Source organism: Bacteroidota bacterium, assembly GCA_016714535.1.
Classification (GTDB): Bacteria; Bacteroidota; Bacteroidia; order AKYH767-A; family OLB10; genus JADKFV01.
The window spans coordinates 1-26,498 of the sequence record JADKDR010000007.1 but is presented as its reverse complement, the minus strand read 5'-3'; the positions used below and the strand labels follow the sequence as shown (position 1 = coordinate 26,498).

Annotated in this window: 19 protein-coding genes and 1 pseudogene; all 20 read right to left on the bottom strand. The window is 35.0% G+C overall.

Annotation, left to right across the window (positions count from 1 at the left end):
- Position 1 precedes the first annotated feature (1 nt).
- Positions 2-757 (bottom strand): annotated as a pseudogene (locus tag IPO27_11475) (carbonic anhydrase).
- Positions 758-1,568: 811 nt separating this feature from the next.
- Positions 1,569-4,025, bottom strand: coding sequence for a hypothetical protein (locus IPO27_11470; protein ID MBK8847126.1), 2,457 nt, complete (start codon positions 4,023-4,025; stop codon positions 1,569-1,571).
- Positions 4,026-4,843: 818 nt separating this feature from the next.
- Positions 4,844-5,725, bottom strand: a complete 882-nt coding sequence (locus IPO27_11465; GenBank protein MBK8847125.1) for an ABC transporter ATP-binding protein — start codon at positions 5,723-5,725, stop codon at positions 4,844-4,846.
- 521 nt (positions 5,726-6,246) lie between these two features.
- Positions 6,247-7,743, bottom strand: coding sequence for a hypothetical protein (locus tag IPO27_11460; protein MBK8847124.1), 1,497 nt, complete (start codon positions 7,741-7,743; stop codon positions 6,247-6,249).
- Positions 7,744-7,934: 191 nt separating this feature from the next.
- Positions 7,935-9,359, bottom strand: coding sequence for an SDR family oxidoreductase (locus IPO27_11455; protein MBK8847123.1), 1,425 nt, complete (start codon positions 9,357-9,359; stop codon positions 7,935-7,937).
- A gap of 517 nt (positions 9,360-9,876) precedes the next feature.
- Positions 9,877-10,335, bottom strand: coding sequence for a DUF4143 domain-containing protein (locus tag IPO27_11450; GenBank protein MBK8847122.1), 459 nt, complete (start codon positions 10,333-10,335; stop codon positions 9,877-9,879).
- 259 nt (positions 10,336-10,594) lie between these two features.
- Entirely contained in the window at positions 10,595-10,972 is a 378-nt protein-coding gene (locus IPO27_11445) for an AAA family ATPase (GenBank protein MBK8847121.1), read from the bottom strand.
- A 181-nt stretch (positions 10,973-11,153) separates the two neighbouring features.
- Complete coding sequence (locus tag IPO27_11440; GenBank protein MBK8847120.1) at positions 11,154-13,145, bottom strand: tetratricopeptide repeat protein; 1,992 nt, start codon at positions 13,143-13,145, stop codon at positions 11,154-11,156.
- Between the two features lie 156 nt (positions 13,146-13,301).
- Positions 13,302-13,694 (bottom strand): hypothetical protein, encoded by a 393-nt coding sequence (locus IPO27_11435; protein ID MBK8847119.1) that lies wholly within the window; start codon positions 13,692-13,694, stop codon positions 13,302-13,304.
- A gap of 217 nt (positions 13,695-13,911) precedes the next feature.
- Positions 13,912-14,472 (bottom strand): hypothetical protein, encoded by a 561-nt coding sequence (locus IPO27_11430; GenBank protein MBK8847118.1) that lies wholly within the window; start codon positions 14,470-14,472, stop codon positions 13,912-13,914.
- A gap of 472 nt (positions 14,473-14,944) precedes the next feature.
- Positions 14,945-16,180, bottom strand: a complete 1,236-nt coding sequence (locus IPO27_11425) for a hypothetical protein (GenBank protein ID MBK8847117.1) — start codon at positions 16,178-16,180, stop codon at positions 14,945-14,947.
- 12 nt (positions 16,181-16,192) lie between these two features.
- Positions 16,193-16,630 carry a hypothetical protein gene (locus IPO27_11420; protein MBK8847116.1) on the bottom strand — a complete coding sequence of 146 codons (438 nt, stop codon included), beginning with the start codon at positions 16,628-16,630 and terminating at the stop codon, positions 16,193-16,195.
- Between the two features lies 1 nt (position 16,631).
- Positions 16,632-18,089: a hypothetical protein gene (locus tag IPO27_11415; protein MBK8847115.1), complete on the bottom strand. Its 1,458-nt coding sequence runs from the start codon at positions 18,087-18,089 to the stop codon at positions 16,632-16,634.
- 150 nt (positions 18,090-18,239) lie between these two features.
- On the bottom strand, positions 18,240-19,289 hold the full coding sequence (locus IPO27_11410) for an alpha/beta fold hydrolase (GenBank protein ID MBK8847114.1): 1,050 nt from the start codon (positions 19,287-19,289) through the stop codon (positions 18,240-18,242).
- A 178-nt stretch (positions 19,290-19,467) separates the two neighbouring features.
- Positions 19,468-20,721, bottom strand: coding sequence for a T9SS type A sorting domain-containing protein (locus IPO27_11405; protein ID MBK8847113.1), 1,254 nt, complete (start codon positions 20,719-20,721; stop codon positions 19,468-19,470).
- Entirely contained in the window at positions 20,703-21,167 is a 465-nt protein-coding gene (locus tag IPO27_11400) for a hypothetical protein (protein MBK8847112.1), read from the bottom strand. The genes IPO27_11405 and IPO27_11400 overlap by 19 nt, the downstream gene beginning before the upstream one ends.
- Positions 21,168-21,171: 4 nt before the next feature.
- A complete protein-coding gene (locus tag IPO27_11395; protein MBK8847111.1) occupies positions 21,172-22,380 on the bottom strand; it encodes a T9SS type A sorting domain-containing protein in 1,209 nt (402 codons plus the stop codon).
- A gap of 37 nt (positions 22,381-22,417) precedes the next feature.
- Positions 22,418-24,151 carry a VCBS repeat-containing protein gene (locus IPO27_11390; protein ID MBK8847110.1) on the bottom strand — a complete coding sequence of 578 codons (1,734 nt, stop codon included), beginning with the start codon at positions 24,149-24,151 and terminating at the stop codon, positions 22,418-22,420.
- A 66-nt stretch (positions 24,152-24,217) separates the two neighbouring features.
- Complete coding sequence (locus tag IPO27_11385; GenBank protein MBK8847109.1) at positions 24,218-25,501, bottom strand: helix-turn-helix transcriptional regulator; 1,284 nt, start codon at positions 25,499-25,501, stop codon at positions 24,218-24,220.
- A gap of 524 nt (positions 25,502-26,025) precedes the next feature.
- A complete protein-coding gene (locus IPO27_11380) occupies positions 26,026-26,448 on the bottom strand; it encodes a DUF4348 domain-containing protein (protein MBK8847108.1) in 423 nt (140 codons plus the stop codon).
- Positions 26,449-26,498: the final 50 nt, after the last annotated feature.

Here is a 26,498-nt window from a genome sequence, read left to right as displayed (position 1 = left end):
ATTAGTCAATGAACTCTAATTTTCCAGTTCTCAAAGTATAGAACGCTCCAACTATTTTTATTTCCCCTTTAGCTTCCATTTCTTTTAAAATTTCACTTTTAGCTCAAATTTGTGCTATCGTATTTCTGATATTATTTTGCGCCACTAACTTTACAAAAGCTACATTCTTAGAAGATTTTTCGCCTTCAAAAGTTTTGCTCATTTCTACTGCAGGCTTTATATTGGCAAGCATTGATGTTATGTTGTCTAAATGCACGTCATCAATAGCTCCTTTAACAGCCCCACAATGCTGATGCCCCATCACTAGAATTAGTGCAGCTCCTGCCACTTTAAAAGCAAATTCCATACTCCCCAATAGGTCAGTATTAACAAAGTTGCCTGCAACCCTGCCTACAAAAACGTCTCCAATACCTTGGTCAAATACATCTTCAACTGGCACTCGGCTGTCCAAACAACTTAAAACCATTGCTTTTGGAAATTGACCACCAGTTGCAGCCTTTCTGATTTCTTCAGAATGCTCTCTTTGGGTTACGTTACCAGAGTTAAAGCGTTCGTTACCATCTTTGAATTCTTGCAAAACTTGGCCAGGGGTTAGAGAGTCTTGCTCGGCTTTAGTCATTACATGACGATTCTTGTAAGTTGTCTTTTGAGTTTCCGAAGTTGTTTGAGGGTTCTCATTTTTTGTGCTTGGATTACATCCAATAAAAGCTTGAACTGTTATTGCTAAAGCGGCAACCTTGAATAATTCTTTTATCATTTTTTTATTTTTTTGTTTGACGTTGCAAAATTGAGAAATTTTATTCATAAACATTTATTTATATTAATTATATAATCCATAAAACATATTTATTATTTAGTAATAAATAAATTGCAAATAGTTTTAAAAAATAAGGTCAGCGAAAAACTGAAATTTTAAATAGTTTTACTTGTCGGCTAGTGGTTGGGGCAAAGCCAAATGTGGCAATTGTTGGTCGGCTAAAATTAGATTTTTTTTTCTGCGGTCGTGGAAAAATTAAAACATGAAGCGCTCGGCTGTCGTGTCGGCAAAAAGTCAGCCCGTTGGTCTGTATTTATTTCTAAAGATTTAATGTCTAACAATCAAGTTTATGGTTTTTGTGTCGATTTTTACGCTTGCTGGTAACGTCAGCCTGTGAAAAAACCCAACAGCCCAAAGCTACACGTTAATAACCTGTGTTAAAAATAAAAATTACAACGACACTTATGGCATAATTCAAAAAAAAGGAATTAATATTGAATCATTTACTTGCATGCTGCCGAAGTCTGATGGAGATATAAAGCTTAGATTGCAGCACTAGTGCAAAAATTGTTGTACGCTTTATTGATGCCTCGCACGTAATATAGGCTAGGTAGGTGCTTTAAGTGAAACATATACAGCCACTGTTACAAATATTATATACCCAAAAGCAATCCGATACAAATACACCTATATAATTAAAAAGCTGAAGTGCATGCTAGCCGCATAGAGGCTCATGTCGCTGAATGCGATCTGTGCAAAAGTCCTTTGTGTTGCTTAAGTAGAGTGGGGGTTTCGTAAAGATGTCTTAGTACTAGTAGCTAGAAGACTTACGCTTAACTATTTCATCAAAGTGCGACAGCGTCTTTTCTTTATCATTTTTTTCAAACATATCTACAATTAAATATTGTAAACTGTCTGGTGTTGCTTTTTTTAAATAATCAAGCATTTCTATAGATGTTGTATAGGGCGGTGGTTGGAATTTTACTTTATCCAAGTATTCTTTTAAAGCTTTATTTAGTTTTTCTTCACCAATAAATTCACTTAGTGTATAGAGTGCAATAGCCCCTTTTCCATAAGAAATATAGGATTGTTCAGGATTTACTAAGTACAAGGGCGGTTCTTGTTCTGTTTCATTTGCCCTGCCCGATAAATATCGGATACGCTGGATTTTCAAAAACTTTAAGGCTCCTTGTTTACCGTATTTCTTTTCGTAAATTTTTGCAGTAATATATTCTGCCATACTTTCTGTTATCATTGTGGCACCTAATGCATCAGCAGGACTTACTTGATTGCCCCACCATTGATGCGAAAGTTCGTGTGCAGCTACGTAAAAGGAAAGGTCAATTCCACCTTCTTTTAAATTACGTGTATCATTGATAAAACGGATTTCTGAAGTTTGGATACAGTTACCTGCCGTGGTTGCATAAGAACCTTCAGACCTTGAAAATTCAATAATATGAACTTGCTTGTGTTGGTAAGGACCAAAATGAAACACATTGTAATCTAATGAAGCTTTTAAACCATCCATCATTTGTTCGATGTTATATATATGTTTTGGGTGGTAATAAACCCGCAAATCAACTCCTTTATAGATTTCTTTCAATACCGCAAATTCGCCCGAGTTAAAGCCGAAAACAAACTTGAAGGGTATGTCCATTTTGTAATGAAAGTATCTTCTACCATCTTCTGACCATTCCTTTATTAAATTGCCCGATGTTATTGCAATTTGCTTAGGGCTTGTACTAACAATAGCCTCAAAATTTACTAAATCAGCATCATTGCCTTGGTAATGATTTGCAAATGCAGTACTGTCGTTGGGCATCTTTTTTTCTGTTTCAGCAAAATATCCTAATCGGGGAAAAATGTCAGATTTTAGAAAAGTTCCATTTTTTAAAATGTTTGAATTTTGAGTTAACAGCGTATTCTTTTGATTTTTAATTGTAAAGTTTAAGTTGATGCTGTCATTGGGTGCAATGCCATTATCAAGTTTATAGATACAAAATTTAAAGATGGTGTCTTCTTCAATTAAAGTAGCATTGGTATCAAAGTAAAGCGTAGTTATTTCATCAAACCCCTTTTTTATTAAAAGCGTATCAATTGTATGTTCACTTTTATTTATGAGTGTATAATTTCCTTTTGCAATGAATGAATTAGTTTCGGGGAAAATGTCTAATTTAATAAAGACAGACGTAATTCTTGGTTGTGAAGTATGCTCGTATTTTTTGTATTTGTTTTGGAATTGAGTTAATAAGTTAGTCTCGTTTTTTTCAGATAGAATTTTGTTTTCAGGGTTGTTTTCTTTTTGAAAAAGATAAAAACCAAAGCATAGAAAACTCGTCATTAATACAATTGATATAAATGCCAACTTGCCAACAAAACGTTTTTTAGCAATTTTAAATCTTTCAAGAATAGAATTTGTGCGTTCTCTTTGCCATACCAGTAACGTGATGCTAAACAAAAACATTCCGAAAACAAACCAATACAATTTATACAAGAAGTAAGGAATTAGCGAATTTCCGTATCCGCTCATATCTGAATATTTCAAATAAAAATTAGCATTTGGACTGTCATTAAATCTAAGCACAAAATTTTCTATGCCCAAAGAAGGCAGTTGTGAAATCCCTAGTGCAATCAAAATAAGAAGGAATAAGTTCAAATAAATATTGCTAAACATGGATTGAACAAACAAAGAAAGGAAAGCCCAAATCATAAAACCTATAAGATGGATAGCAAACAAATCGAATAAATAATGTCCAATTTCGAAATGGTAATAATTGCTGTTTATTTGAATTGCAATACCTACAATCATGATTAATGAAAGTAATGTTAGTTGCATTTTCACTAATGCTAAAAATTTTGAAAATAGCAGCACCCAATTTGGAACAGCAGTAACTGAAATCAGATCTGAAATGTGTGAATTTTTTGCACGATGAACTAAAATACCTGCGTAAAGAAATGTGAGGATTTGAATAAGAAAAGAAAAAAAGAAAACTGGAAAGCCTAAAATCTGCCAGGTCACTGGTAGTATTTTCGTATCTGTTTGTGGGTTCATTTGCAGCAATAGTGCAGCAATAAATAAAATACCGGCAATAACAATACTTATAAACGCACCATTTCGGGTAATAAAAATAAAATCAGTTTGTGATAATTTCCACGAAGTTTTGATTTGCTGGAAAAACGAAAAATCAAATTTCAATTTAATTAAATCGATTTTGAGAATGCTTCTAAAATTGTCTTTAGTGACACTTTCAATTTTTTTAGATTTCAAACCAAACGAAAATGGATTTTGGCTAAATGAAAACCAGCGATATGTTGCAATAAAAATAGTTAACCCTATAAATAGCCACACAAGCCTATTGATTAAAATAATTGGTTGCGAGGGAAGGGAAAGAATATTTTGTTCAGCTAAATTCCAGTATCGGGTAAAGTATTGCACTGCACTTTCGCCAAAAGGATCTATCACCATACTTGCTATGCCATCAGCGCCCAACAGTCGAACACCTATTTCTTTTAGAAGCCAAATCAAAACAATGGAAATAAAACCATTGTAAATATTTCTACTAAGCAACACAATTGAAAAAACAACAATACTGAACAACAATAAATTGGGAATTAAATAAATACAAAACGATTGCACATAAGTCATCGTATTAAAAGGAAGTAATTGTTTTGGATTCACGGTTGGTAGTTTTGTGCCGAGTATTAAACCTAGCTCCACCGAAAATGCAATTAAACAAACTATCAAAAAAGCACTTGTAAACTTTGCTAATAAGTAATCCTTTTTTGAAAATGGATATGTATGCAATATGCTGTTAAAGTTGCTTTTGTAGTCTTTATAAATTGTATTGCCAACAATGGCAGGAATAAGGAATAAAAGAAATTTATTGAAGAAGATGGTAAACCCATAAATGCTCATTGGCGAATTAGCCATATTTTCTGTAGCAGCACTTCCTTCGCCAAATGCTCCGGCAGCACCTGCCATACTTAGCAATGCAAGTAAAAAGAAAATGGATAAGTAAATGTAAAACGACCAGTTTCTTAGCCAATACTTTATTTCAAATTTAAAAATTGCAAAAAACATTTGCTTTAGTTTTCGAGGTTGTTTTTTAAAGCAACAAAATAAACATCTTCCAAAGTTGGCGTTGCTGATGCAAAATTTGATGATGGTTGTTCATTAGCATAAACCCGAATATTTATTGAATTATCCTGGTTGTATTTGGAAGAAAGAACTAAATAACTTTGTTCCATTTCTTCAAGTATAGCTCTGTCAATATTATTTGTCCATATTTTATTTTCTAATTCTTTTGTTGCTACTGATGGTTTTATTATTTTTAAAATTTTACCTCCGTTCATTATTGCCATATCATTACACAAATCTTTAATGTCATCTACAATGTGGGTTGAAAAAATGATGATATTAGTACTGGCAATTTCTCGTAAAACATTCAAAAAGCGGTTTCGTTCAGCAGGGTCTAAGCCAGCGGTAGGTTCATCTACAATTATCAATTTGGGATTGTTGAGTAGCAATTGAGCAATGCCAAATCGTTGTTTCATTCCGCCCGAATAACCGTCAACATTTTTTTTCCGAGCTTCATATAGGTTTGTAATTTCCAATACTTGCTGTATCAATTTATTTCGGTCTTGTCTCGAAGCTATACCTTTAAGCGTTGCTAAATAATCCAGCAAGTCTATTGCGGACATTTTGGGATACACCCCGAACTCTTGCGGTAAGTATCCTAATATCTTTCGCAAATCCATTGGGTTTTTCAAAACATCTAGGTCTTCAAAAAATACTGAACCTTCATCAGGGTTTTGTAAAGTCGCAAGTGTCCGCATAAGTGAAGATTTGCCTGCACCGTTTGGCCCAAGCAAACCAAACATACCTTGGTTTATTTCCAATGTAAGATTGTCCAAGGCTTTTACACCATTGGGATAAGTTTTTGAGAGATTATTTATTTTTAATGTCATTGGCAAATGTTGTAGGTGTTATTGAAAGGATGATTTCATATTGATATTGTTACAGTTGATTGCTTTTTTCGGATGCCAATAAAGGGCAACTGTAAAAAACCAAATGCCCAAAGCTACCCGTTACCAGCATGCAGCAAGAATAGAAATTACAACAACATGATAGACCTGACTAAGCAAAAATAATTATGAAGCACATACTAGCTAGCTGGATAACCAGAATAGCAATATCAATTTTAGATTGCAGCATAGAAGCAAATAATGTTGTACGCTTTATTGATTCCTTGCATACAAGCATTAGTTGCTGATTGCTTTCTAAGTAACCTATACACCCCCTGTTACAAACAGTATAATCCAAACCGCACTCCGATACAAGTATACTTATATACTTAAGTGGCTATAGTGAATACTAACCGCACCGCGGCTCGTGTTGCTGAAAGCTGTCTATACGTAAACATCTTAGTTTGCTGCATTCGAATGGGGTTTTGTATAGCCGACAAAATGTTAACTTAGCTGATGTGCTTTTATTTTGCCTTAATTAATTCTATTGCTTTATCTAAGACCTTATCCTTTCCGGAAAAAATATCTGAAATTGTCAACACAACTTCAATATCTGGATTTATGCCCTTATCTGGTTGTTCTGTTAATGGGTAGTATCCTATCAGCGGAACATCAATTTCTATTTTGGAATTGGGTAGCCAAAGAAAAAACAGTTGACCTCCATTGGTTCCTTTTAGATTACCTCCTGTTTCAGAACCAACTATAGTAGCAATCTTGTTTTGCTTTAAGCCAGCCGTGAGGAAAAAGGTTGCCGAACTATTGGCTGCGTCCACAAGTAAATAGGTGTTTCCTTGAAAAGCATTGTTATTTTTCTTTATAACTGAGTTGCCTCTATTTTTTTTCCAGGTATAAAAGCCATTTTCTTGTTTTATTACTTGTCCGCTTCTGTTATAAAAACTCTTGTCCCAGGTATTTAGGTAAGGGCGAAATTCATCAGAAACTTTTTCATACCGAAGCAGTTCTTTAAATGCAGGAAATTCAATCTGCTTTTTAGCTAACTTATTTCCAAGCACAAGATTTACTTCATCATTACCACCTTCGTTTCCGCGTATATCAATAATTAAATTTTGAATTTTTTTTTCAGCCAATTCATCAAATGCATTATTTAAAAATTTTTTCCAGTCAATGGTTAATTTATTGGTTACAAAAGTGCCAATTTTTAAATAGCCGGTTTCATTATTTAATATTTTGAAACTCCATAAATCATCTAAAGTTGAAGGCTGTTTTCCATATTTATTTTCAATTAGTCCAAAACGTTCAGCACGACTAATAGGATTAACATTAATTGTCAAGGTACTCGCGTTGTCAGGTCCTTTAACTTTAAGGGAATAAGAATTATTAATAGGTGGGAATACTAATGGATAAAAAATATCAAAGGCTTCAAACTTTCCAAGCCCCGAAAGATTCAGGTCATTTAGTCTTTTGAGATTATTATTTCCATCGCCCTTCACATATTGTATTAACGTATCAATAATAGTAGCAACAGGCACATTATTAATTTCTAAAATTTCAGATCCTTCCTTTAGTTCTTCATTGTTTGAAACATTTTTTTCAACAAACATTCTTTTATCAAACAGGAAAAAATTAAACGGAACTTTATCTTTTTTATTGAAAAGACTATCTCTAGTGGAACCACTCTGATTGTAAAAGCTACAGAAAGTATGTCCGCATTTTAAGCTTGCCGAAAACCTGGAAAACACTAAGTAAGCCTCAGCAAGTGTTAAGTCTTGTTTCAACTGCTGCTCTAGATTATCAAAATGCTTTGCCACCGTTGTGCTGTCTTGAAACCTGTAAAGCCCTGGATGATAATTTTGTAAAACGCCTTTCAATACTTCAAAGTCTTTAAGCAGTTCTATAGACGTAAAGGTTTTTGAACTTGGTATGGATTGCGACTTTGATTTATTTGAAAATACTAGTGATAGTATTAGTGTAAAAAGAATGGCTTTATATTTCATATTCATAATTTTATTTTGTTATATTTTAGTCAACAAATCTTCTAACAATATGCAGCTTTGTAATAGGCTATTTTTTCGTCATCCCGCAATAATGCGGGGTCTTCGGAGCACTGCCTTTCCCGATTTTTCATCAGGAAAACTTCGCCTATTGCAAACGTGCTGTAATATATAGATTTTATTTTTTTTCACTTCTCTGTTTATCTTACAGCAAGTTTATTTATCATTCCTTTAAAAATCAATCCATGAAATGGCAAAACAGAATACCAATAAAATCTTCCCAGCAACCCAATCGGTCGGAACGTTGCTGTTTGTGTAAGGATATTATTTTTATTGATTTTAAATTCTAACCAACCTTCACCGGGTAGTTTCATTTCGGCATACAACAGTAACCGTTTCTCTTCTTTATTGGCAATCATTACACGCCAAAAATCAAGTGTATCGCCCGTGTTTAATTCGGTATCACTTTTTCTGCCTCTTCGCATACCAACACCACCAAAAATCTGATCTATAAACCCTCTTATTTCCCAAAGCCAGGTTCCGTAATACCAACCTGTTTTCCCTCCAATGCGCCATATTTTCTCTAATGAACTAGTGGTGTTTTCTAGTTCATGTGTCCGAATGTCTTTAAAGCAGCCGTTAATAGGAACTTCAATAAATTTGGAAAAACCTTCTTTAAATATTTCACTTGTTTGTGCATCTTTCCAACTGGAAAGCACTTGATTTTGCTCTATTTTATCAAAAGCTAATTGTATTGCTTTTTCATAATCAATAAGCGTAATGCCAAGTGTGGTAGATAAATTATTGGGTTTGCAAATCACTTCAACTTTCATGCTGTTTACTAAATTTTTAGCCAATGCATAGGAAGTGGACGTAACAAAATATAGCCAGTATGATGAAATTCTTGGAGTCATTACAGGAACAATAATAATTCGTCTTTTTAATCTTCTAACTTTAGCAAAGCGCAACAGCATTTCCTTATAAGTTAAAATGTCAGGCCCACCAATATCGTAGTTTTGGTTATAGGTTTCAGTTTGGGCAATTACGCCAACTAAAAACTCAATTACATTGCGAATAGCTATAGGCTGACATTTAGTATTTAGCCAACGTGGTGTAATCATAAAAGGTAATTTTTCAACCAGATCTCGAATAATTTCAAAAGAGGCACTTCCAGAACCTACTATAATTCCTGCCTTGAGTGTAGTGAGTGCATAGTTGGTGCTTGATAAGGTAGACTCCACATTTTTTCTTGATGATAAATGTTTTGATAATTCTTCAGCATTACTAATACCACTCAAATAAATAACTTGTTTAGCATTTGTATGTTCAATGCAATTTCGAAAATTTGTTGCACATACTTCTTCCAGACTTCTAAAATCGCCACTTTGGGTTGACATTGAATGTATAAGGTAATAGGCCAAATCAATAGCATTGGGAATAAGTTTCAAACTTTCTTTATTTAGAAAATCGGCTTCTATTACCGAGATGTTTGAAGTAGCATATTTATTAATATTAAATCTATTAATGTCTCTCACGCAACAGACAACCTCATGCCCGCTTTTTAATAAAACAGGCAATAGCCTTTGTGCTATATATCCAGTTACTCCCGTGAGTAGAATTTTCATAAATTTAAATGCTCAATTGTTAAATAGCTATTAGGCCCCTTTTAACTTGTCCATAACCTCAGCCTGTGAAAATACTTTAATTCATCTTCCGACAATCTCCTAAACAAAAAACTTTTCGTAAAGTTGGTTGGATATAAAGAACATGAATAGATATTTTTTCACAATCTGACTGATATAAATTAAAAGAAGTTAGAGGAAAGAAGCGCACTCGCTTTTTTCCTCAAAGAAATGATGATTGAAAAGTTGTGAAAACTTGTAATAAAGCCTTTCTTTCTCTTTAGGGCAGGATATCAGATGTGCAATTCATCCTATGAAATTGCTTCAATCCTAATGAAAAATCGAGATCTCGCCCAAAATGTTATTACATTTTGTTCTCAACTAAATACATATTAATCTCCCCTTTATTTTTCGCTTGAATTTTTCAGCGATAATTGCAATTGAATGTATCTCCAGCCAATATAAACACGTTTCTTTAAGAGAAAAAATAACAGAAGCATTACTAAATTTATTTTTACCGCTAAATGCCCGCAATATTCTTCCAATTAATTACCTGATTTCCGTTACTGTATTTAAATTCATCGAAGCCGGTATAAAATAACAAACTCTTTTTTTGACCTGATAGTTTTTTCCAGTAGTCAAGTCCTTTAAAAAAATCGTTTGCCAGTGTTCTTGCCGATATAATTTCTACGCCAATGAGTTCTTTTCCGTTATCAATAATCACATCTACTTCATTGGCATTGCTGTCTCTGAAATAATAGAGGTTATTTTTTAGTCCTCTATTGAAACGATATTTTATCATTTCGTTAATCACAAAATTTTCAAACAATGCGCCTTTGTATAAACTCACTGTGTCAATTTGGTCAGGCTTATGAATGGATAAAAGCCAGCATGCCAAGCCAGTGTCATTAAAATATAATTTGGGCGCTTTAATAACTCGTTTATTAAACCAATTGAAATATGATTTGAGAAAATAGATTACATAATTTTTTGAAAAGCATCAAGCCAGCTATGCACTGTGGTAGCATTTACACCACTTCATTTGCAAAATCTAACTGCTGCCCAACTCTTCCCGCACATAAATAAATGAGACGTTAATAAGCAGGAATGTTGTCAATCATTTTCAATTGCCTGATGTCGCGCTCTACATAAGTTCGCAAGTAAGCGTCAAACTAGTTATTCAGGTTGCTTTTTAGTTGCGCTGGTTCAGGGTATCCACCTCTCCAAACAAATTGCTCCTACTTGTTTTTGTACATATCGTTTTTTGAAGAATTTATTTTCCCCATACTCAAAGGCAATAAATCTAAAAACACCATCCTGCCTGCAAATGTTTGTGTTACCGATTGCACGAGTGTGAAATTGCTAGAACCTGTTAGAATAAATCTACCTTTTTTATTTGACTTATCAATTTCTGTTTGCAAATAGGAAAATATTTCAGGCGCTCTTTGAACCTCATCTATGATGCAGCCCTCATGGTAACGGTGAATAAAAAGCTCAGGGTCATTTTTAAATTGATTAATCGTGGTGATGTTTTCAAATGAAAGATTGGGTTCGTCCTGAAAACATGCCTTCACCAATGTTGACTTGCCACTCTGCCGTTTACCAACAACTGCCACTGCCCTGAAAGTTTTTGATAGTTATATCAGATGAGATTGTACTTCTCTTTTAATTTTCATCGTGAAAGTATAACTTTTATATTTATGCAAATCATGTTTTATAAACATGATTTACATAAATTATATTACAAGAAAGTTTCCGTGCCGGTACGTTTCATAGTCATCATTTTGGGCATCCCGATTAAATTGGAATGCGCTCTACAAAATACATATCAATCTCCCCCTTATTCTTTGCTTCAATTTTTCCACGATGAATACAATTGAATTTATCTTTCACCAATTCATAAGTGCTGCCGCTGATGTTTACTTTTCCTGCTTCACCACTTGATTCCATGCGAGAAGCAATGTTTACTGTATCGCCCCAAATGTCATAAGCGAATTTTTTTACTCCAACTATTCCCGCTACAACCGGACCGGTGTGAATACCAATTCTCAATACAAAAGAAATTTCTCCTCTTGCTTCTTTTTCCTTTTTGCGTTGCAGCATATAGTCTCTTATTTCAAAGGCTGCTTGTAGCATATCTGTAGCATGGGTGTAATTGGATACGGGTAATCCGCCTGCACACATATAGGCATCTCCAATGGTTTTTATTTTTTCTATTTTATTTTTATTTATGATGTTATCAAATGCACTGAAACAAGCATGTATTTCTTCCACCAATAATTCGGCACTTACTTTTTCGCTTACGGTGGTGAAGTCCTTGAAGTCAGTAAACATAACCGTTACCATTGTAAACGCTTTTGCTTTGGCTGTACCTGTTGCTTTTATTTCTTCGGCTACTTCGGCAGGGAGAATGTTGAGCAATAAATCTTCGCTTCGCTTTCTTTCTTCTTCTGCTTTTAGTTTTTCTTTTTTGGTTTTATTGCGTTGTCTGAAAAACACACCTGCAAAAAGCAACACTATGGCAAAGCCACCAATAAATCCGTTGCGAACGAGTTTTTGTTTCTGCAATTCTTTTTGTGCAAGCATGTCTTTACCTGCCTGCACCACATTAAGTGAATCTTGCTTTTTGCCGAAATCGTAGTTCATTTGCAGTGCCACTGTTTTCTTAGCGTTTTCTGTATTCGCAATACTGTCTCGATAGATGATATAAAGTTTATAATGCTCCAATGCTTTATTAAAATTACCTTGTGCACTATCCAATGACGCCAATCCTTCATAACTTTCTTGAATGGATTGCAAATTCCCAATCCCTTTTGAAAGAGACAAACCTTTATTCAAAAAGTCAGAAGCCTCGCTATATTTATTCTGTTTCGTATAAACATTTCCAATATTGACAAATGAATATGCAATGCTGTTTTTATCCTCCATTTCTTCACTTATTTTTAAATATGCAAAATAATTTTTTAGAGCTTCGGGATAATTGCCCTGAAGGGCATAAACCTCACCTATGTTGCTATAAGAATATGCAATCCCTTGTTGGTCCCCCATTTCTTCCCTCGTTTTTAAAGAGGCAAAATGATTTTTCAGCGCTTCGGGGTAATTGCCCTGGTTCCTATAAATAATACCGATGCCGTCATAAGCACCTGCAATGCCTCTTTTATACCCTATTTCTTTAACTATTTTTAAAGCGGCAAAATAATTTTTGAGCGCTTCCGGTTTATTGCCCTGTTTAGTATATATGTTTCCGATGTTTATATAAGAAGATGAAATGTTTTTTTTATCCCCTATTTCTTCACTTATTTTCAAACAGGTAAAAAGATTTTTCAGCGCTACGGGGAAATCGCCCCGGGCAGTATAAACAAGGCCGATGTTGTTATAAGAAGCTGCTATGCTTCTTTTATCCCCGGTTTGTTCCCTAACCTTCAATGCTTTTTTATAAAATTCAAGAGCAGGTAGATAATCTCCTTTCATATTATTGATAGTACCCAAACTATTATAAGCATTGCCTATTCCTTTTTCATAACCTATTTGTTCTGATAATGCCAAACATTGATTGGCATAGTCCATTGCCTTGTCGGGGTTACTGTTCCAAAAGGCAATGGAGAGTTTAATTAAAATATTAGCTGCTGTGGTATCGTATTGCGAAGGTGATTTAATCTTCAACTCCGGCTTGCGGGCGTTGTGGTTTTTGAGCGCAGTTTCTAAAGAGTCAACGAGCTGGGGGTCTTGAGAGTGAACACTCAATAGTGTAAATTGAAAAGTGAGGATGGTGAGAAATAGTTTTTTCATATTCTGTTTGCTTATTCACATATAATTTTAGTTTTGTCCAAGTCGTCAAAGTTATGTTTTTATCTGTTCGCTTGTTGCAATCAGTTCAAAGTTAGCATTATTACAAATGGTGACGTATACGGTTGTAAGCTCAAAGAAGTTTTCGATTTCGAGTAATCAAATGGAAATATCAAGTTTAGATTGCAATATCGATGTTGAAAATGTTGTACGCTTTATTGATGCTTTTGTATGTAAGCTCGATTTAGTAAAATTGAAATTTGAAGAAGTAATACTTGGTATGTTATTTTGAATTACTGAAAGCGCCAACACATAAACAGCAATAGTTGCTTGCCTAACTATAGCAACCAACAAACCACATAGCAAAAATTTCTGCACATCACTTGCGAACAGTGCGGGAATATTCATCACAAGCACCTTCGAAGATTCCACCGACACAATGGTCGGGGCAGGCAGTGTAATCCCTATACAACGGGATCTTGTGCCTCGCATGGCACGAAGTCTTGTCTGATATCTGCCTTTATACTTTCGCCACAAATCAATAAGTTTCAAGTTCCTTACATCTGTAATTTTTAAATGGTTCTACATTTCGGACAAGATAAAGTCGATTTTAGAATTGCACCTTTATTCGGAGCTCTTCCTAAATATTCTGAGTTGTCAACCATCCATACTTCTCGCATTTTTTCTCATACTTCATTTGAGAACCATTTTGCTCAACGATAACTCTGTCTGATAATTCCACTATCATATTGAAATAGTTTTAGAGTTGTTAAATTGTTTTGATGTTTTCTTTAAGAAAGTCACGGTCAAAGAAACTTACTTGTTGTGTGAAGAAAGTCAACGATTCGCTCCATAACAGAAGTGCATTTGTTGGACTTGGCCCTGGATAATTCCAAGTGCCGACCAGTTCTCCATTTTTAAAAGAGCCATATAAATATAACATTGTATAAATTGCTTCTGTCTTGTCAAGATAAACAAAAGAAATTTTATCAATTCCATTAGATTGAATGCCGTTAAATAAAATATTTAAACGATACATTATCGGTGTCCACGCGTCATAAGTAAAACCAATTACCTTGTCCAGTTCACATAAAAAAACTTCAGCTGTTTTATTTTTAGGTGTGATATCAATGATAATTGATTCGTTATTTTTATTGTAATACTCCGATACATCAAGTGTCCAACCGATTGGAGGATTGTCTGTAGGTTTTAGTTTGTCAGCAAGAAGGTTAGGAATTATACCCCAATTACATCCTGCAAGTTTTATATGCTCTTTAAACTTTAGTCGCAATTGTGTCGCGTCAGGAGTTCGTTCGTAAAGTGAATACATAGCTTGTCAATTTTAAACGGTAATGCTGTTTGTTCAGAGCGCAATTATGGCTGATAATTAATAAAAAGGGGCCTTTCCAATTACGCATGTACTTTTCATTGCGCAACAAAAGTATTGAAAATAAACGCGAAAACTATTTTCTGTAAAATATAGATAAACATTTTGTGGATTCATAAACCTGAGTCGCTTTAGGGTCTTCATTTGTTTTTGTTATTAATAGAGTATGAGAGACAAAAACATTACTTATGTAAACAACACAACTAAGTATACACTCATAGTTACGCGATCTCCTATAGCAACCCGCAAACCTCAAAACAAAAATTCGATACCACCTTTGCGAACAGTTAGGGCATACTCACTGCAGGATCCAGCAAAGGTTCCACCGACACTACGGTCGATGCATGTTGTCCAACATGGGCTTCATTGTTGGCATTGGATTCAGTACATTTTTAATCGCAACCAATTTTTCAATTTATTGCTTCTTCCTTATTTTATCAATCTGCTTTTTCGAATTTTCCGCTATAAATCCATTCTTATCTTTTGCAATTGCCATTTCATAATATTTTATTGCTTCTTCTTTTTTACCTATGTTCATTAAACTTTCTGCATAGCTGTCGTAGGTATTTGCCGACTCCGGAAACAGTTTCATGTTTAGCTCTAACATGAAACTTGCTGTTTTCAAATTTGTTAGCATGATGCGGTAAGCTTCAGCATTAATAGTAACTTCTAACTGGTCGTGTACATAACGATGTAATGGATTGTTTTTATAATCGTTGGCATATTGAAATGCTTCTTCATTTTTTCCACTTTCTAAAAGTTCATTTAAAAAAACCAATAATGGTTTTTCTTTTTGGTAATTATAAATGGCATTCATTGCAGGGTCAATGTTGTTATAGAAATCATCAAAACTCATATCGGTGGCCAGTTCGGGTGATGTGAATTTACGTTTATCGCGTGCATCAAAATCCTGCCACCATAACCAGCTAAGGTTTACCTGCAACTTGCTGTTAGGCAAAGTTTCTGTTTTTGTATCGCCATAAAAATTAATATTTTCGGATGTGGGTTCGCCCACGAAAATTACTTCGGTATATTTTTCTAATGCGTTTACCAGGTTTTGACAAGCAGAAAAAGTTCTTCTGCCAATGATGCAAAAGAATTTTCCCTTCTCATTTATTTTTCTTGATTTTATAATGCTGGTAACAGTTTCTTTATTGTGATAATTATTTCCGCCACCGTTCATCCTCACATCTAGAATTAGCTGATGCACATTATTGCTGTCAATAAAATTTACCATGCGTTTAAAAAAGTCTGCTATCGTTTTCTTTCCGTCATTTGATATAACACTGTGCCGTACATAAAGCGTTTTGCTTTCAGGCAAGTATTCCATATATCGATAAGCATCAGGTTCTTTCATCCATAAGGGCGTGGAATTATTTTTTCGCGCTTCCATCCACTCATCAGTAGCTTCAAGCCCTGTCATGCCCGAATATTCAAAATCTATTTTTTTAAAAACAACACTTGCTTCCTTACCGTCTTTTAAATATTTTATAGTAACCTCATCAGCATTAGTAGTTATGTTTTGAGTTTCTAAATATTCAGGAATTTGTAAAAAGAAAGGGCAATTGGATTTAAATCCCTGCTCGTTTTCATAAGAAACCAATGGCCGGACAGCTTCTATTGCATCATTTGTTTTCATGTTTCCAATCATGGTTACTTTTCCTCAGATGCAACCTGCATAGCCTTTATCAGCACTTTTAATATAAAGGCCATCACTAAACCAATACAACTCGAATGGATAACGGTGCAAAAGTGAAATCGTACCGGGCGCCTTTTCATTGCTCAAGCTTCCATGTTGATGCAGGTTGAAAGTATTAACCTGCGTATGTCCAATGTGAAACAAGGCAATAAGTTTTACAAAACCTGCTAATGCCTGTTCATTGCTCATAGAGGGCAACTGTTTATTCAACTCATCGGCCTGTTTATCCCAATCATCAGCTGTGATGTTGTAAAACAGATTTGAATATTTTGTGTGAATGGTGGTTTTTAAATATTTTAAATCTTCTTGTAAATGATTTGCGTTTGTTTGTTGGGCTTGTGCATAATTCACTAACAAACAAATTACTACGAATAGAATTGTTTTAAGTTTTATTTTTTTCATTTTATTTTTTAATTAATTTATTTGTAAACTCCAATTCCAAATCAACATTGTTTATTTTATCCATTGCAGTTGGCAGCACGGTATAATTTGGAATGATTCCCCTGTCTGTGTATTGATAATCTTTTACTGCTATGCGATAATTCATTAAAGGAATTTCAATTCTTATTTTGGAATTGGGTAATGTAAAATCCGGTGTAGGTCCTGAACAATTGCCATAATAATTGCCTCCGCTTTCTTCGCCTATAAAAATTGCTTTGGTGTGAAATTGAAGAAGCGATAAAAATTCGCTTGTGGTAGAAAAACACCACCCGTTTATCAATGCATAAATATTACCTGTGAATGTTGGCATGGAAGGATGTTGAATACCTACATTGGGATGTTGTATGTTATCAAATGTTCCTTCACTATTTGCTTTCAACATTCCTTTTGGCGCTTTCATGTCGGGCCTGTTGGTGTATTGAAAAAAATTAAAACTTTCTTTATTCATTCGTAAAGATTTATAGTAATCAAACTCATGATTGATAAAATAGGAAAACAAAATTTTGCCGTACTCGTCTGTTCCGCCTCCGTTATCACGAACATCAATAATTAAATTTGAAATATGGTTTGCGTCCAACTCTTCAAAAGACTTTTTTAGAAATTTCTCATAATCCATTTTGTGTTTTTTAAACTCTCCTTTATCAAAAGTTGTAATTCTTAAATAGGCAGAAGATTTATCTTCACTCATGCTAAATTCCGCAGGCTTCTGTGCATCAATTTCCGGATAGCGCTCTTTTCTTAATTCATTTAGTTTGTCAAAAAATAATCCTTGCAGCTTACTTGTTTTAACAGTGGTTTCATTTTGCGAAATGTATTGCACCTCATAAGTTTCAGAATAGCCATAAAGCATAAAAAAATATCTTGTAAAATAACGGGAGCTCGAAAGCAAGCGATATTTATGAGTTACATTATTTCCATCTGACGGAAATATCAAAAGAAATTCTTTGATAAAATCCGTTATGGAGTGTCCGTTGATAGCAATGATTTGTGCCCCCAAAAATTCTTTATCACTTAGTGTTGAATAATTCCGTTGGACATATAATTTATCGTCAGCATAATAAACCCTGAACGGAATGGCAGTGGCACCTTCGTCTAATGAATCCAATTTAACTTTTGGAGGAACTACTTTTAAATGCCCGTCACCAATTTGTGCTACAACTTTGCAAAGCACAATCATCAATTCACTATTTGTCATTTGGTGTGTAATAGAAGAGGAAGTCGCCTCAAATATGGAATCCATTTGAGTTTTTGATTTAAACAAATAAAGCCCGGGATGCCCTTCTTCCAAAGAAGTTCTGAATACATCAAAGTCCTGTTTTAATTCTTCGACAGAATAAATTTCTTTTATGATATCTTTCTTTTGTCCACGGGAGGATAAGGAAAGCGAAAAGAATATTAGAAATATTAAGTTGAGTTTCATACTTGTAAGTTTTTAATTGTTCAATAATTTTTTTCCCTTTTTAGTATTTAATTAATCAGGTTATGCAAGCAACGCTTTTTCATAAAATATTTTAGCTTCAACTTTAAGTAATATTTATTTTCGAAACTCAGCATAGTTGTCAATTGAAATTTATTTTTTTGGCTCCAGAATCCAGGTTTTTACATAATCCAAATACTCCGGAATTGGCTTCGGTTTACCCTTGATAAAACTGAGTAAGTTGAAGTTCAACAATTCAACAGAATCATCAACGGTTTGGATTAGATGACCTGTATTTTTGAACTGATGGATTCTAAAAAAAGCTGTGGTTTTAAGCGAATCATTCAATTGTAAAATAGATTGTTCAACAGGAATGTGAGAGTCCTTTTCACCATAAATAAACAATAGCGGAACACTTAGATTTCTCCAATAAGGGATGGGCTCAAAAACACTTTTACGATAATGATTGAACATCGGTTTCTTGAGTGAATCTTCCGGTAAAAGTTCGGGGTTATAATCAAAATCTTTAAACCATTTACGGTCTTTATATTTTTGTTTTAACAGGATAACCTTTTCTCTTCCTTCAAATGTGGCAACATATTCAGTTATGGAGCGATTATAATTGAGAATCTCTTCAATATCATTTACTGCATATCCCGATTCAGCAAGTTCTCTTCCTTTTTGAAATAAATCTGATTGATAAGGCGGCACTAAAGGACAAGAAGTGCAAACCGTAAATGACACATTATCCAGATGCTGTAAGGCAATCGGTACAACCCACCCTGCCTGACTTATTCCTAATATTCCTGCCTTGCTTTTGTCAATGTCGGGGCGATTAATTATAAACTTATACGTTGCTTGTAAATCTGAGGCAAGTAAATTAAAATCAGGGTTTTCATCATAGATTCCTTCCGAATCGCCTACACCTCGTTTATCAAAAATAAAAACAGCTATCCCGTTTTTTGAAAAATACTCCCCATAGGGCGTATAATAAAATGAGCTTCTCACACCTTTTCCGGAGCCATGGGCAAGCACGATAAGAGGGTATGGCGGTGGTGTTAACGGCTTGTAAAATGTGCCGGTGAAACGAGTTTGTCCAATATTATATTGAAGGGTTTCTGTATTATACTCATGCTTGCACGAAACTAAAGCCATACATACCAATATCATTATTAAGTTGAATGTTTTTAAGCTAGTTATCATAACTCTGTATTTAATTATTATTAGAACTCCTAAGCACCTTTGTTGTTAGTTTAACAAGTAATTCCATCAAAGTTGCTTTATGGTTTGTTTAGCTTAAACATAAATAATCTGCTAACAGAAGATACGAAATAAGCATATTGTTTTTTTCATTATTTTATGATTTTGTTTCAAAATCTCCTCAATTACCTTTAATCAATTTTGCAGTTTTAAAATTTTCATTAGAATTTATTTTGCAGAAATAAATTCCTCTATTTAATTTATCTAAGTCAATGCTGATTTTATTTTTACCAGGTTGAAGATTTGTTGTTGAAATTGTTTTTACTTCTCTGTCCGTCACATCATTAATTGAAATAGAAATATTTTTTGTTGCTGATAAATTAAATTCTAAAGTTACTGTAGCAGAAAATGGATTTGGGAATACGGAAAATTCCGTTGTTGGACTATCGTAAATACCTGTGTTAATGTTGTTGAATGTATCGCTGAATTTTGCCACTATCAAATTAGGATTAAGGCAGCATGGCACATATAGTAAGGTGTCCCATGGTGCAGAGCTTTGTGCTGTGCCTGTAAGATAAAAGGTGCTGTCGTTTGCTAAAGCAAGTCCTAAACCGGCATCATCAGAACCGCCTCCCATAACACGAGCGTAAGCTATAAGCCCATTGGAGTCATAGCGTGCAATAAAACAATGCGCGCTTTGAGTGAAGATTGGCACTTGAATGTTATCGAAATTTGCAAACAAAACATTGCCTCCAAGAAAACCTGTTATCACTGTATTGCCGTTTGCATCTGCGATGATGTCCCAGGCTTCATCATTCACAAGGCTTCCACCATGACGAAGCCACAGAGGAGTGCCGACAGCATTTACTTTCAACGTAATTACTTCATGGTCGAACATGGTGTATCCATTAAAATATTGCAAACCGAATTGCACAGTATCTCCACTGGCATGACCCGTAATATAACTATTCTCGCTGGCATCAATTGCCAAGCCATTAATCCAGGTTCCGTTAGTGCCTCCACCATTGCTTAGCCACTGGCAAGTGAGGTTAGTATCAAGCTTCAATTCAAAAACATTAAATACCGATGCGTTGGCAGTAAAACCATTGAGTGAAATGTTGTCGAAGAATGCTCCGCCTACATAAATATTTCCGGAGCCGGATGCTACTTCAACTTCTCTCGCCTCCTGATGGATGGCACTAACATCATTTAGCTGAATGAGGTCTGTGAGTGTTCCATCAGGAAGGTAACGAAGCAAAATTCCGCCATCATAAGTTAAGGATAGCGTATCGAAAATGTTAGTTCCATCTACAGTTCCCACAACAACAATGCGTCCTTGGTCATCTATGTCAATATCATTGAAGCCAGCACCCAAACCTGTGCCGCCACCGTGTTTCATCCACTGAATGTTTCCATTCAAATCATACTTTGCCAAAAACCATGACGGCTGTTACCGGGATACGTATATGAAATTGTATCGAAGGTGACCGTGGGGTTAGCGATTTGTGTTCGGAATGCACCACACACATATACTGCATTGTCGGCAACAGACACCTTCACCGATGCTTCCTGAATATCCACAAAGCCGGGACCGCCAAATGTTCGCACCCATTGCACAATACCGGCAGCATCATATTTTGCAAGGCATCCATCTTGCTGAGCAGGAACAAAAAGCCCGGAGAAGTAACTGTCTATTGCAAGATGTCCGATTACATAGGCGTTACTATTTGAGTCGGCATCCACAGCGGTGCCATTTTCGTTTGAACTGAATGGTGTTGAACCGGCATCACGAATCCATTGAATTGATTGTGCATTGAGATTATGAGGAGTAGTTATTGACAGAATAATTCCTGAAAATAAAATGGTAAATAATTTATTCATGATTTTAATTTTTAATCAATTTAATAGTTTGTAAATTTTTATTCGATTTAATTTTACAGAAATAAACTCCATTTGTTAAATCTGAAATATCAATAGAAATGTTGTCTGTACTTGTATAAGAATTATTTATAGAATTTAGTTGTGCTTCATTTCCAAGATTATCATATATCAGAATGGAGATGTGATTTTTCACTTCCTGGTTGCATGATAAGTTTATTATCGAACGTGCTGGATTGGGATTTAAAGTAAATATATTTTTGACAAAATGAGGGTCAATAATTCCTGTTAGCCCGCCTCCATTATTGGTAAAAAAAATTTTACCCGTTTGCCCAACTGACCAGCCGCATACATTATCTGCAAAACAAACATCATACAAATCGCCTGTGAAAGTAACGGGTTGATTTATCCAGTTATTTCCTCCATCAATTGTTCTGATAATTTTTCCTGTGCCAACAGCATTGCCAATTTCTGAAGTTGTAAAATGTACAGCAAATAAATCGTTTGTTGTACCGCTTGTTTGTATCAGCCAGTTGTTGCCGCCATCCATTGTTTTTAAAATCAAGCCACCGTAACCAACAACATATCCTGTGTCGGCATTTACAAATGATACACTCCGCAATTCATTTGTTGTGCCGCTTATTTGTGGTGCCCAGTTACTTCCACTATCAATAGTTTTTAAAATAGTTCCGTTAAAACCTACAGCAAAAGCAATAGAATTATCTATCATTATAATGCCCGCTAACTCAACAGTAACATTACTGTTTTGTAAAACCCAGTTAGCACCACCATCAGTTGTGGTGATGATTAATCCATTTTGTCCTGATGCCATTCCATTAAGCGAATCATTAAAATGAACATGAACCAAATGTTCGGTTGTAATGCTTGTTTGATTTGTCCAGTTAAGTCCACCATTTACAGTGTGCAATATCAATCCGGTTTCACCAACAATAGTACCATGCAATGAATCAACAAAAAACACATCGCGTAAAAATTGAGTGGTGCCGCTAGTTTGTGATGTCCAGTTTAATCCTGCGTTTGCGGTATGCTTAATAACTCCGTTTGTTCCAACCGCAAAACCATTTTGATTGCTTGTAAAAGAAACACCAAGCAAAGTTTCTGCTGTGTTGCTGATTTGAGGAGTCCATTGGCAAAAGGTATTCAATGAAAATAAATTCATTAAACAAGCAATCCACAATTTATTATTTCTTTTCATGTATGAGTTTTAACAAGAGCGTAATTTTGTATTTAATTTATGGCTTTAAAAAAGCTACACTCGAAATTTTATGTTCACTCATTAAGTTTATCCAATATTTTCCGGCACCAATTCTTTGAACATCTATTTTTATTGCTCCAATAGATTTTTGTTCTGATGAAAGAATTATTCTTCCTGTTTCATCAATTATGCTCCAACCGTCAATTATTTGAGATTCATTTTTAGATTGAATGCTAATCGAATTTTCTGTTGGGTTTGGAAATATGGCAAAAATATTGTCTTGACGAATTTCGTTCACACCTGTTACCAGGCACAAGTTGTTGCTGCCCTCATCATGACAATAAAATTGGTTAGGCGAAACATTTGTAATCACATCAGTTTGTCCGCTTGAGAATATAAAAATAACAGAATCAATTAGCGTTGCATTTCCAAGACCGAAATGCACACGCAAATCATTCTGACTTTGAAAACTATTTTGAGCATTTATTTCTCTTAATTGCCAAACCGGATTTCCATTGATGACCGCTTTTAATTTTACAATGGTTCCTATTGCAGATTTATTGGAAGCAAAACCGTTGCATTTAATATTTGCCCAATTGTTTGAATTGCCGGAAGTATTTTCAAACAAAGCGCGTCCTGCATTTTGTCCATGAAAAAATAAATCGAGATCGCCATCATTATCATAATCACCGTTGGTTACTCCGCAACTACTAATGCTCCCTATACTTATTGCCGGAGAAAAAGCCAGACTACCATTGTTTAAATACAATTTTGATGTGGATGCATCGGCAGTAATTACAACATCAAGGTCGCCATCGTTATCATAATCGCCCCAGCAGTTGGTCAGATTTTGTGTAGTGGTTGTAAAAGGAGCTATATGCGAAAGATATGCACCCCCGGTGTTTTCATACAATCTGGTTTGCGCACCTGCATAATTTGTAAGACATAAATCCAAATCGCCATCGTTATCAGCATCAATAAAATTATAACACTGCCCGTCCTGCTGCTGAGTTGCAAATAATTCTGTAGTCATTAATTGAAGTGTATCCAAACCGGTTTCCACTTTCATGTTTTTATAACAGTAATCGAAGCCAGGTGTGCCTCCGGGTCCGCTTGCAATAAACAAATCCATGTCGCCATCTAAATCATAATCGCTCCAATAAGGAACGGTATATGTATCGGTAATGTCAGTAATTGCATAACCAATAATGTTTTGTGGAGTTACAGAATTATTTGTGTTTAAATAAAGTTTGCAAGGAAACGGACCTGCCGTGTGAAAAGCCGCAGCGTGAGCGTAAATAAAATCGAGGAAGGCATCGTTGTTCCAATTTCCAATAGCGCAACCCCACGAAGGAAAAGCATTAAGGTTTGCAATCTGTGCAGAGATGTTTGTAAATGTTCCTGCTCCATCATTCAAAAAAGCACCAGAGGGTTTTTCTGATATGATACAATCTATATCACCGTCATTATCCAGATCGGCCCAGCTGCTGCCACCTTGTGGCTCTAACGGTGTGTAAGGCAAATCAGCAAGTGCCGTGAAACTACCGTTGCCATCGTTACGGAAAAGTTTATTAGGATAAGCAAACAAATCGATATCACCATCGTTATCAAAATCAATCCAGGCCGCACCTTTGTAAATTCCGTTTGACGTAAAAGTTGTAACAGGGTTTGTTCCATTTATAACTTTTGTAAACCCGCCTTGTGCATTTGCAAGCATACAATTTAAAAATTGGATTATTGCAAACAAGAAGAAGACATATTTAATTTTCATACCCTTATTTTTCAGCAAAATAATGTGTGATAAATTTAACTTAAGTCATCACCGATAAAGTATTACTCAATTCAATCTGATTTTGTTTTGATTGCGGTAAGCTGTTGGAGTTACTCCCACAATTCTGCGAAAGGCGGTATTAAATGTATTCTTTGTATTGTAGCCAACGGTGTAGGCCACTTCAATAATGTTCATTGATTTTTTATCTGAATCGAGCAGCAATTGTTTAGCATCTTCAATGCGTAACATATTGATGTATTCAAAAAAGTTTACTTTGTAATACTGATTGATTACTTGTGAAACATAATGTTTGGCAACTCCTAGTTTTATAGCAAGCGTTTCTAATTTCAATTCACTCTCCCGGTAAAGTTTCTCATTCAACATCAATTGCTTAAGGGCTTCCGCTAATTCATTACCTATATCAGCAGTGAGTCCTGAATTTTTGTATTTTACAGAACCCAAATCATTAAAAGATTCCGGTTCAGTTAATTCTTCCGTTTTGGGAACAATGAAAACATTTTCTTCAGGCTGGCCTATTTTAATATTTGCCGTATAATCATAAACTAAAGTATGATCTTTTTTTTTGTCAGGATTGCTTTCTGCAATATTTTCTTTGTAAGAGAAATAAATGTTTTCAAGATTTAATGATTCTGTAACAGGAAAGCCATCAAGAATTTTTTTCTTGCCGTAGGCCATATAAATTATTGAAACAATGCTTACACACATTCCGGTGGAAACGAAATAATCTGTTGTCAATGTAAACCACGATTGGCGCACCATGATGAAGTATGAAATGTAACAAGCAGTGTAAAAACCAAATAGCCCCACAATTATTAAAAGCCAGTTGTTAATATGACCTATGCGTTTTTCTTTTTTGATTTTTAAAAGTATCACTATAAAATAAGCCGTCATGTGAGCCATGATAAGATAGGTTACATACTGCAAATCGAGCACAAAATATTTTATCATCTTATAGTGATATATTTTAAGATTGGCAGTGCTTAAATAATAAGGCAGCATGAAAATAAAAATAGCGATAGCCGGAATGAAGTGGAAAATATATTTCGATTTCTTTTTGTTTTCCGAAAAAACATAATCAACATAAATCAATAATAAAGGGCCAAATAAAAGCTGAATGGTTAAACTTATGTTGCATAACTGATGATATTGTTCTTGCAATCCCGTCCAGAAGAAAACGTATTCGAGAATGATAATTGATTGAGCTAGTAGAAAAAAGGTGATGATTAAGTCGGCAGTATTTTTATTTTTTATTGCTAAAAACGAAAAGATAACAGAGTGTACAATCCCGAGGAATGCAAAACCATAAAAAAGTAAGATGGGTAAACTCATTTGTTTTCTTTTTGGTGCAAATAAGCTAAAAAACCTAACGACATTGGTAATTCCCGATAAAACATGACCTCTTGTGTTATAAAATTGAAAACCTAACATGCCAAGAAGGGCTTTGAGCGAGGGAGAGTGCAATGCAATGTGCAGTGGAAAAAACATAAAATTTCTTGGCTGGTTGGTTGAGTTTAGCAGAAAAGTTTGTATGGGATGCGGTGTCCTTTTTCTGTTCATTCAATGCTCGAAAGTTTGAGTTCGCACGGACGGTTTAGCATTGCAGGTAACGTTTGTGTTTGCGCAGTGGTGCGGTTTCAAAGCCGCGTCCTGTCCCCGACATCAAAGCGTGGACCGAAGATATAAACTTTGGGCTACACCTCAACGCACCATTGCGCAAACATTTTGTTGGGTGCTAGGCGTTTTGTCCACCGTTATAACTTAAACAGTCAAAGTCAACTTTGTCCAACGAGTCAAGTTCAACCAATAAGTCAAGGTGAGACGAAAACGTCCAGCAACGAAAAGTTTAAAATCTGTCAATTAGATAAGTCTTTCTCGGAGTACAAGAACCACTTTTTGTCAATTTTGGCAAACACAAAATCGATATTAATTCCATTGTCAACCCCACGTAACTCGATTTTGACCGTGTCACCATAGGTTGTAATTTTTTGAGTATAAGCGTCAATTTCTCTTGTTGCAAAATTGTCGCTGTAAGCGAAGTCAGCATGTTGCCATTCAGTCTTGTTGATAACTATACTTTCACCGTCTTCGGAAGGAATTGTCCAAGGAAATTTTACTCGCTCAATTTGAAAAAGAGAGTCACTTTTAAACTTATCAAAGAATTCATTAAAACTCTCTCCAGATAAAGAGTCTGACGTCTTTGTTTCAGCTGACTTAGTACCGCAAGCTGTCAAAAGTATTATCCAAATATAAAAGGTTGTCTTAATAAGTCTTTTCATTGTCGTTACGAAAATTTTGTCGGCTTGGTCGTCACTGTCCACGAGCCGAA

Excerpts from the sequence above, each read along its gene's own strand:
- IPO27_11465 (MBK8847125.1), bottom strand. The coding sequence starts at position 5,725 with ATGACATTAAAAATAAATAATCTCTCAAAAACTTATCCCAATGGTGTA.
- IPO27_11460 (MBK8847124.1), bottom strand. The coding sequence starts at position 7,743 with ATGAATATGAAATATAAAGCCATTCTTTTTACACTAATACTATCACTA.
- IPO27_11455 (MBK8847123.1), bottom strand. The coding sequence starts at position 9,359 with ATGAAAATTCTACTCACGGGAGTAACTGGATATATAGCACAAAGGCTA.
- IPO27_11440 (MBK8847120.1), bottom strand. The coding sequence starts at position 13,145 with ATGAAAAAACTATTTCTCACCATCCTCACTTTTCAATTTACACTATTG.
- IPO27_11430 (MBK8847118.1), bottom strand. The coding sequence starts at position 14,472 with ATGTATTCACTTTACGAACGAACTCCTGACGCGACACAATTGCGACTA.
- IPO27_11425 (MBK8847117.1), bottom strand. The coding sequence starts at position 16,180 with ATGATTGGAAACATGAAAACAAATGATGCAATAGAAGCTGTCCGGCCA.
- IPO27_11420 (MBK8847116.1), bottom strand. The coding sequence starts at position 16,630 with ATGAAAAAAATAAAACTTAAAACAATTCTATTCGTAGTAATTTGTTTG.
- IPO27_11415 (MBK8847115.1), bottom strand. The coding sequence starts at position 18,089 with ATGAAACTCAACTTAATATTTCTAATATTCTTTTCGCTTTCCTTATCC.
- IPO27_11410 (MBK8847114.1), bottom strand. The coding sequence starts at position 19,289 with ATGATAACTAGCTTAAAAACATTCAACTTAATAATGATATTGGTATGT.
- IPO27_11400 (MBK8847112.1), bottom strand. The coding sequence starts at position 21,167 with ATGAATAAATTATTTACCATTTTATTTTCAGGAATTATTCTGTCAATA.
- IPO27_11395 (MBK8847111.1), bottom strand. The coding sequence starts at position 22,380 with ATGAAAAGAAATAATAAATTGTGGATTGCTTGTTTAATGAATTTATTT.
- IPO27_11390 (MBK8847110.1), bottom strand. The coding sequence starts at position 24,151 with ATGAAAATTAAATATGTCTTCTTCTTGTTTGCAATAATCCAATTTTTA.
- IPO27_11385 (MBK8847109.1), bottom strand. The coding sequence starts at position 25,501 with ATGAGTTTACCCATCTTACTTTTTTATGGTTTTGCATTCCTCGGGATT.
- IPO27_11380 (MBK8847108.1), bottom strand. The coding sequence starts at position 26,448 with ATGAAAAGACTTATTAAGACAACCTTTTATATTTGGATAATACTTTTG.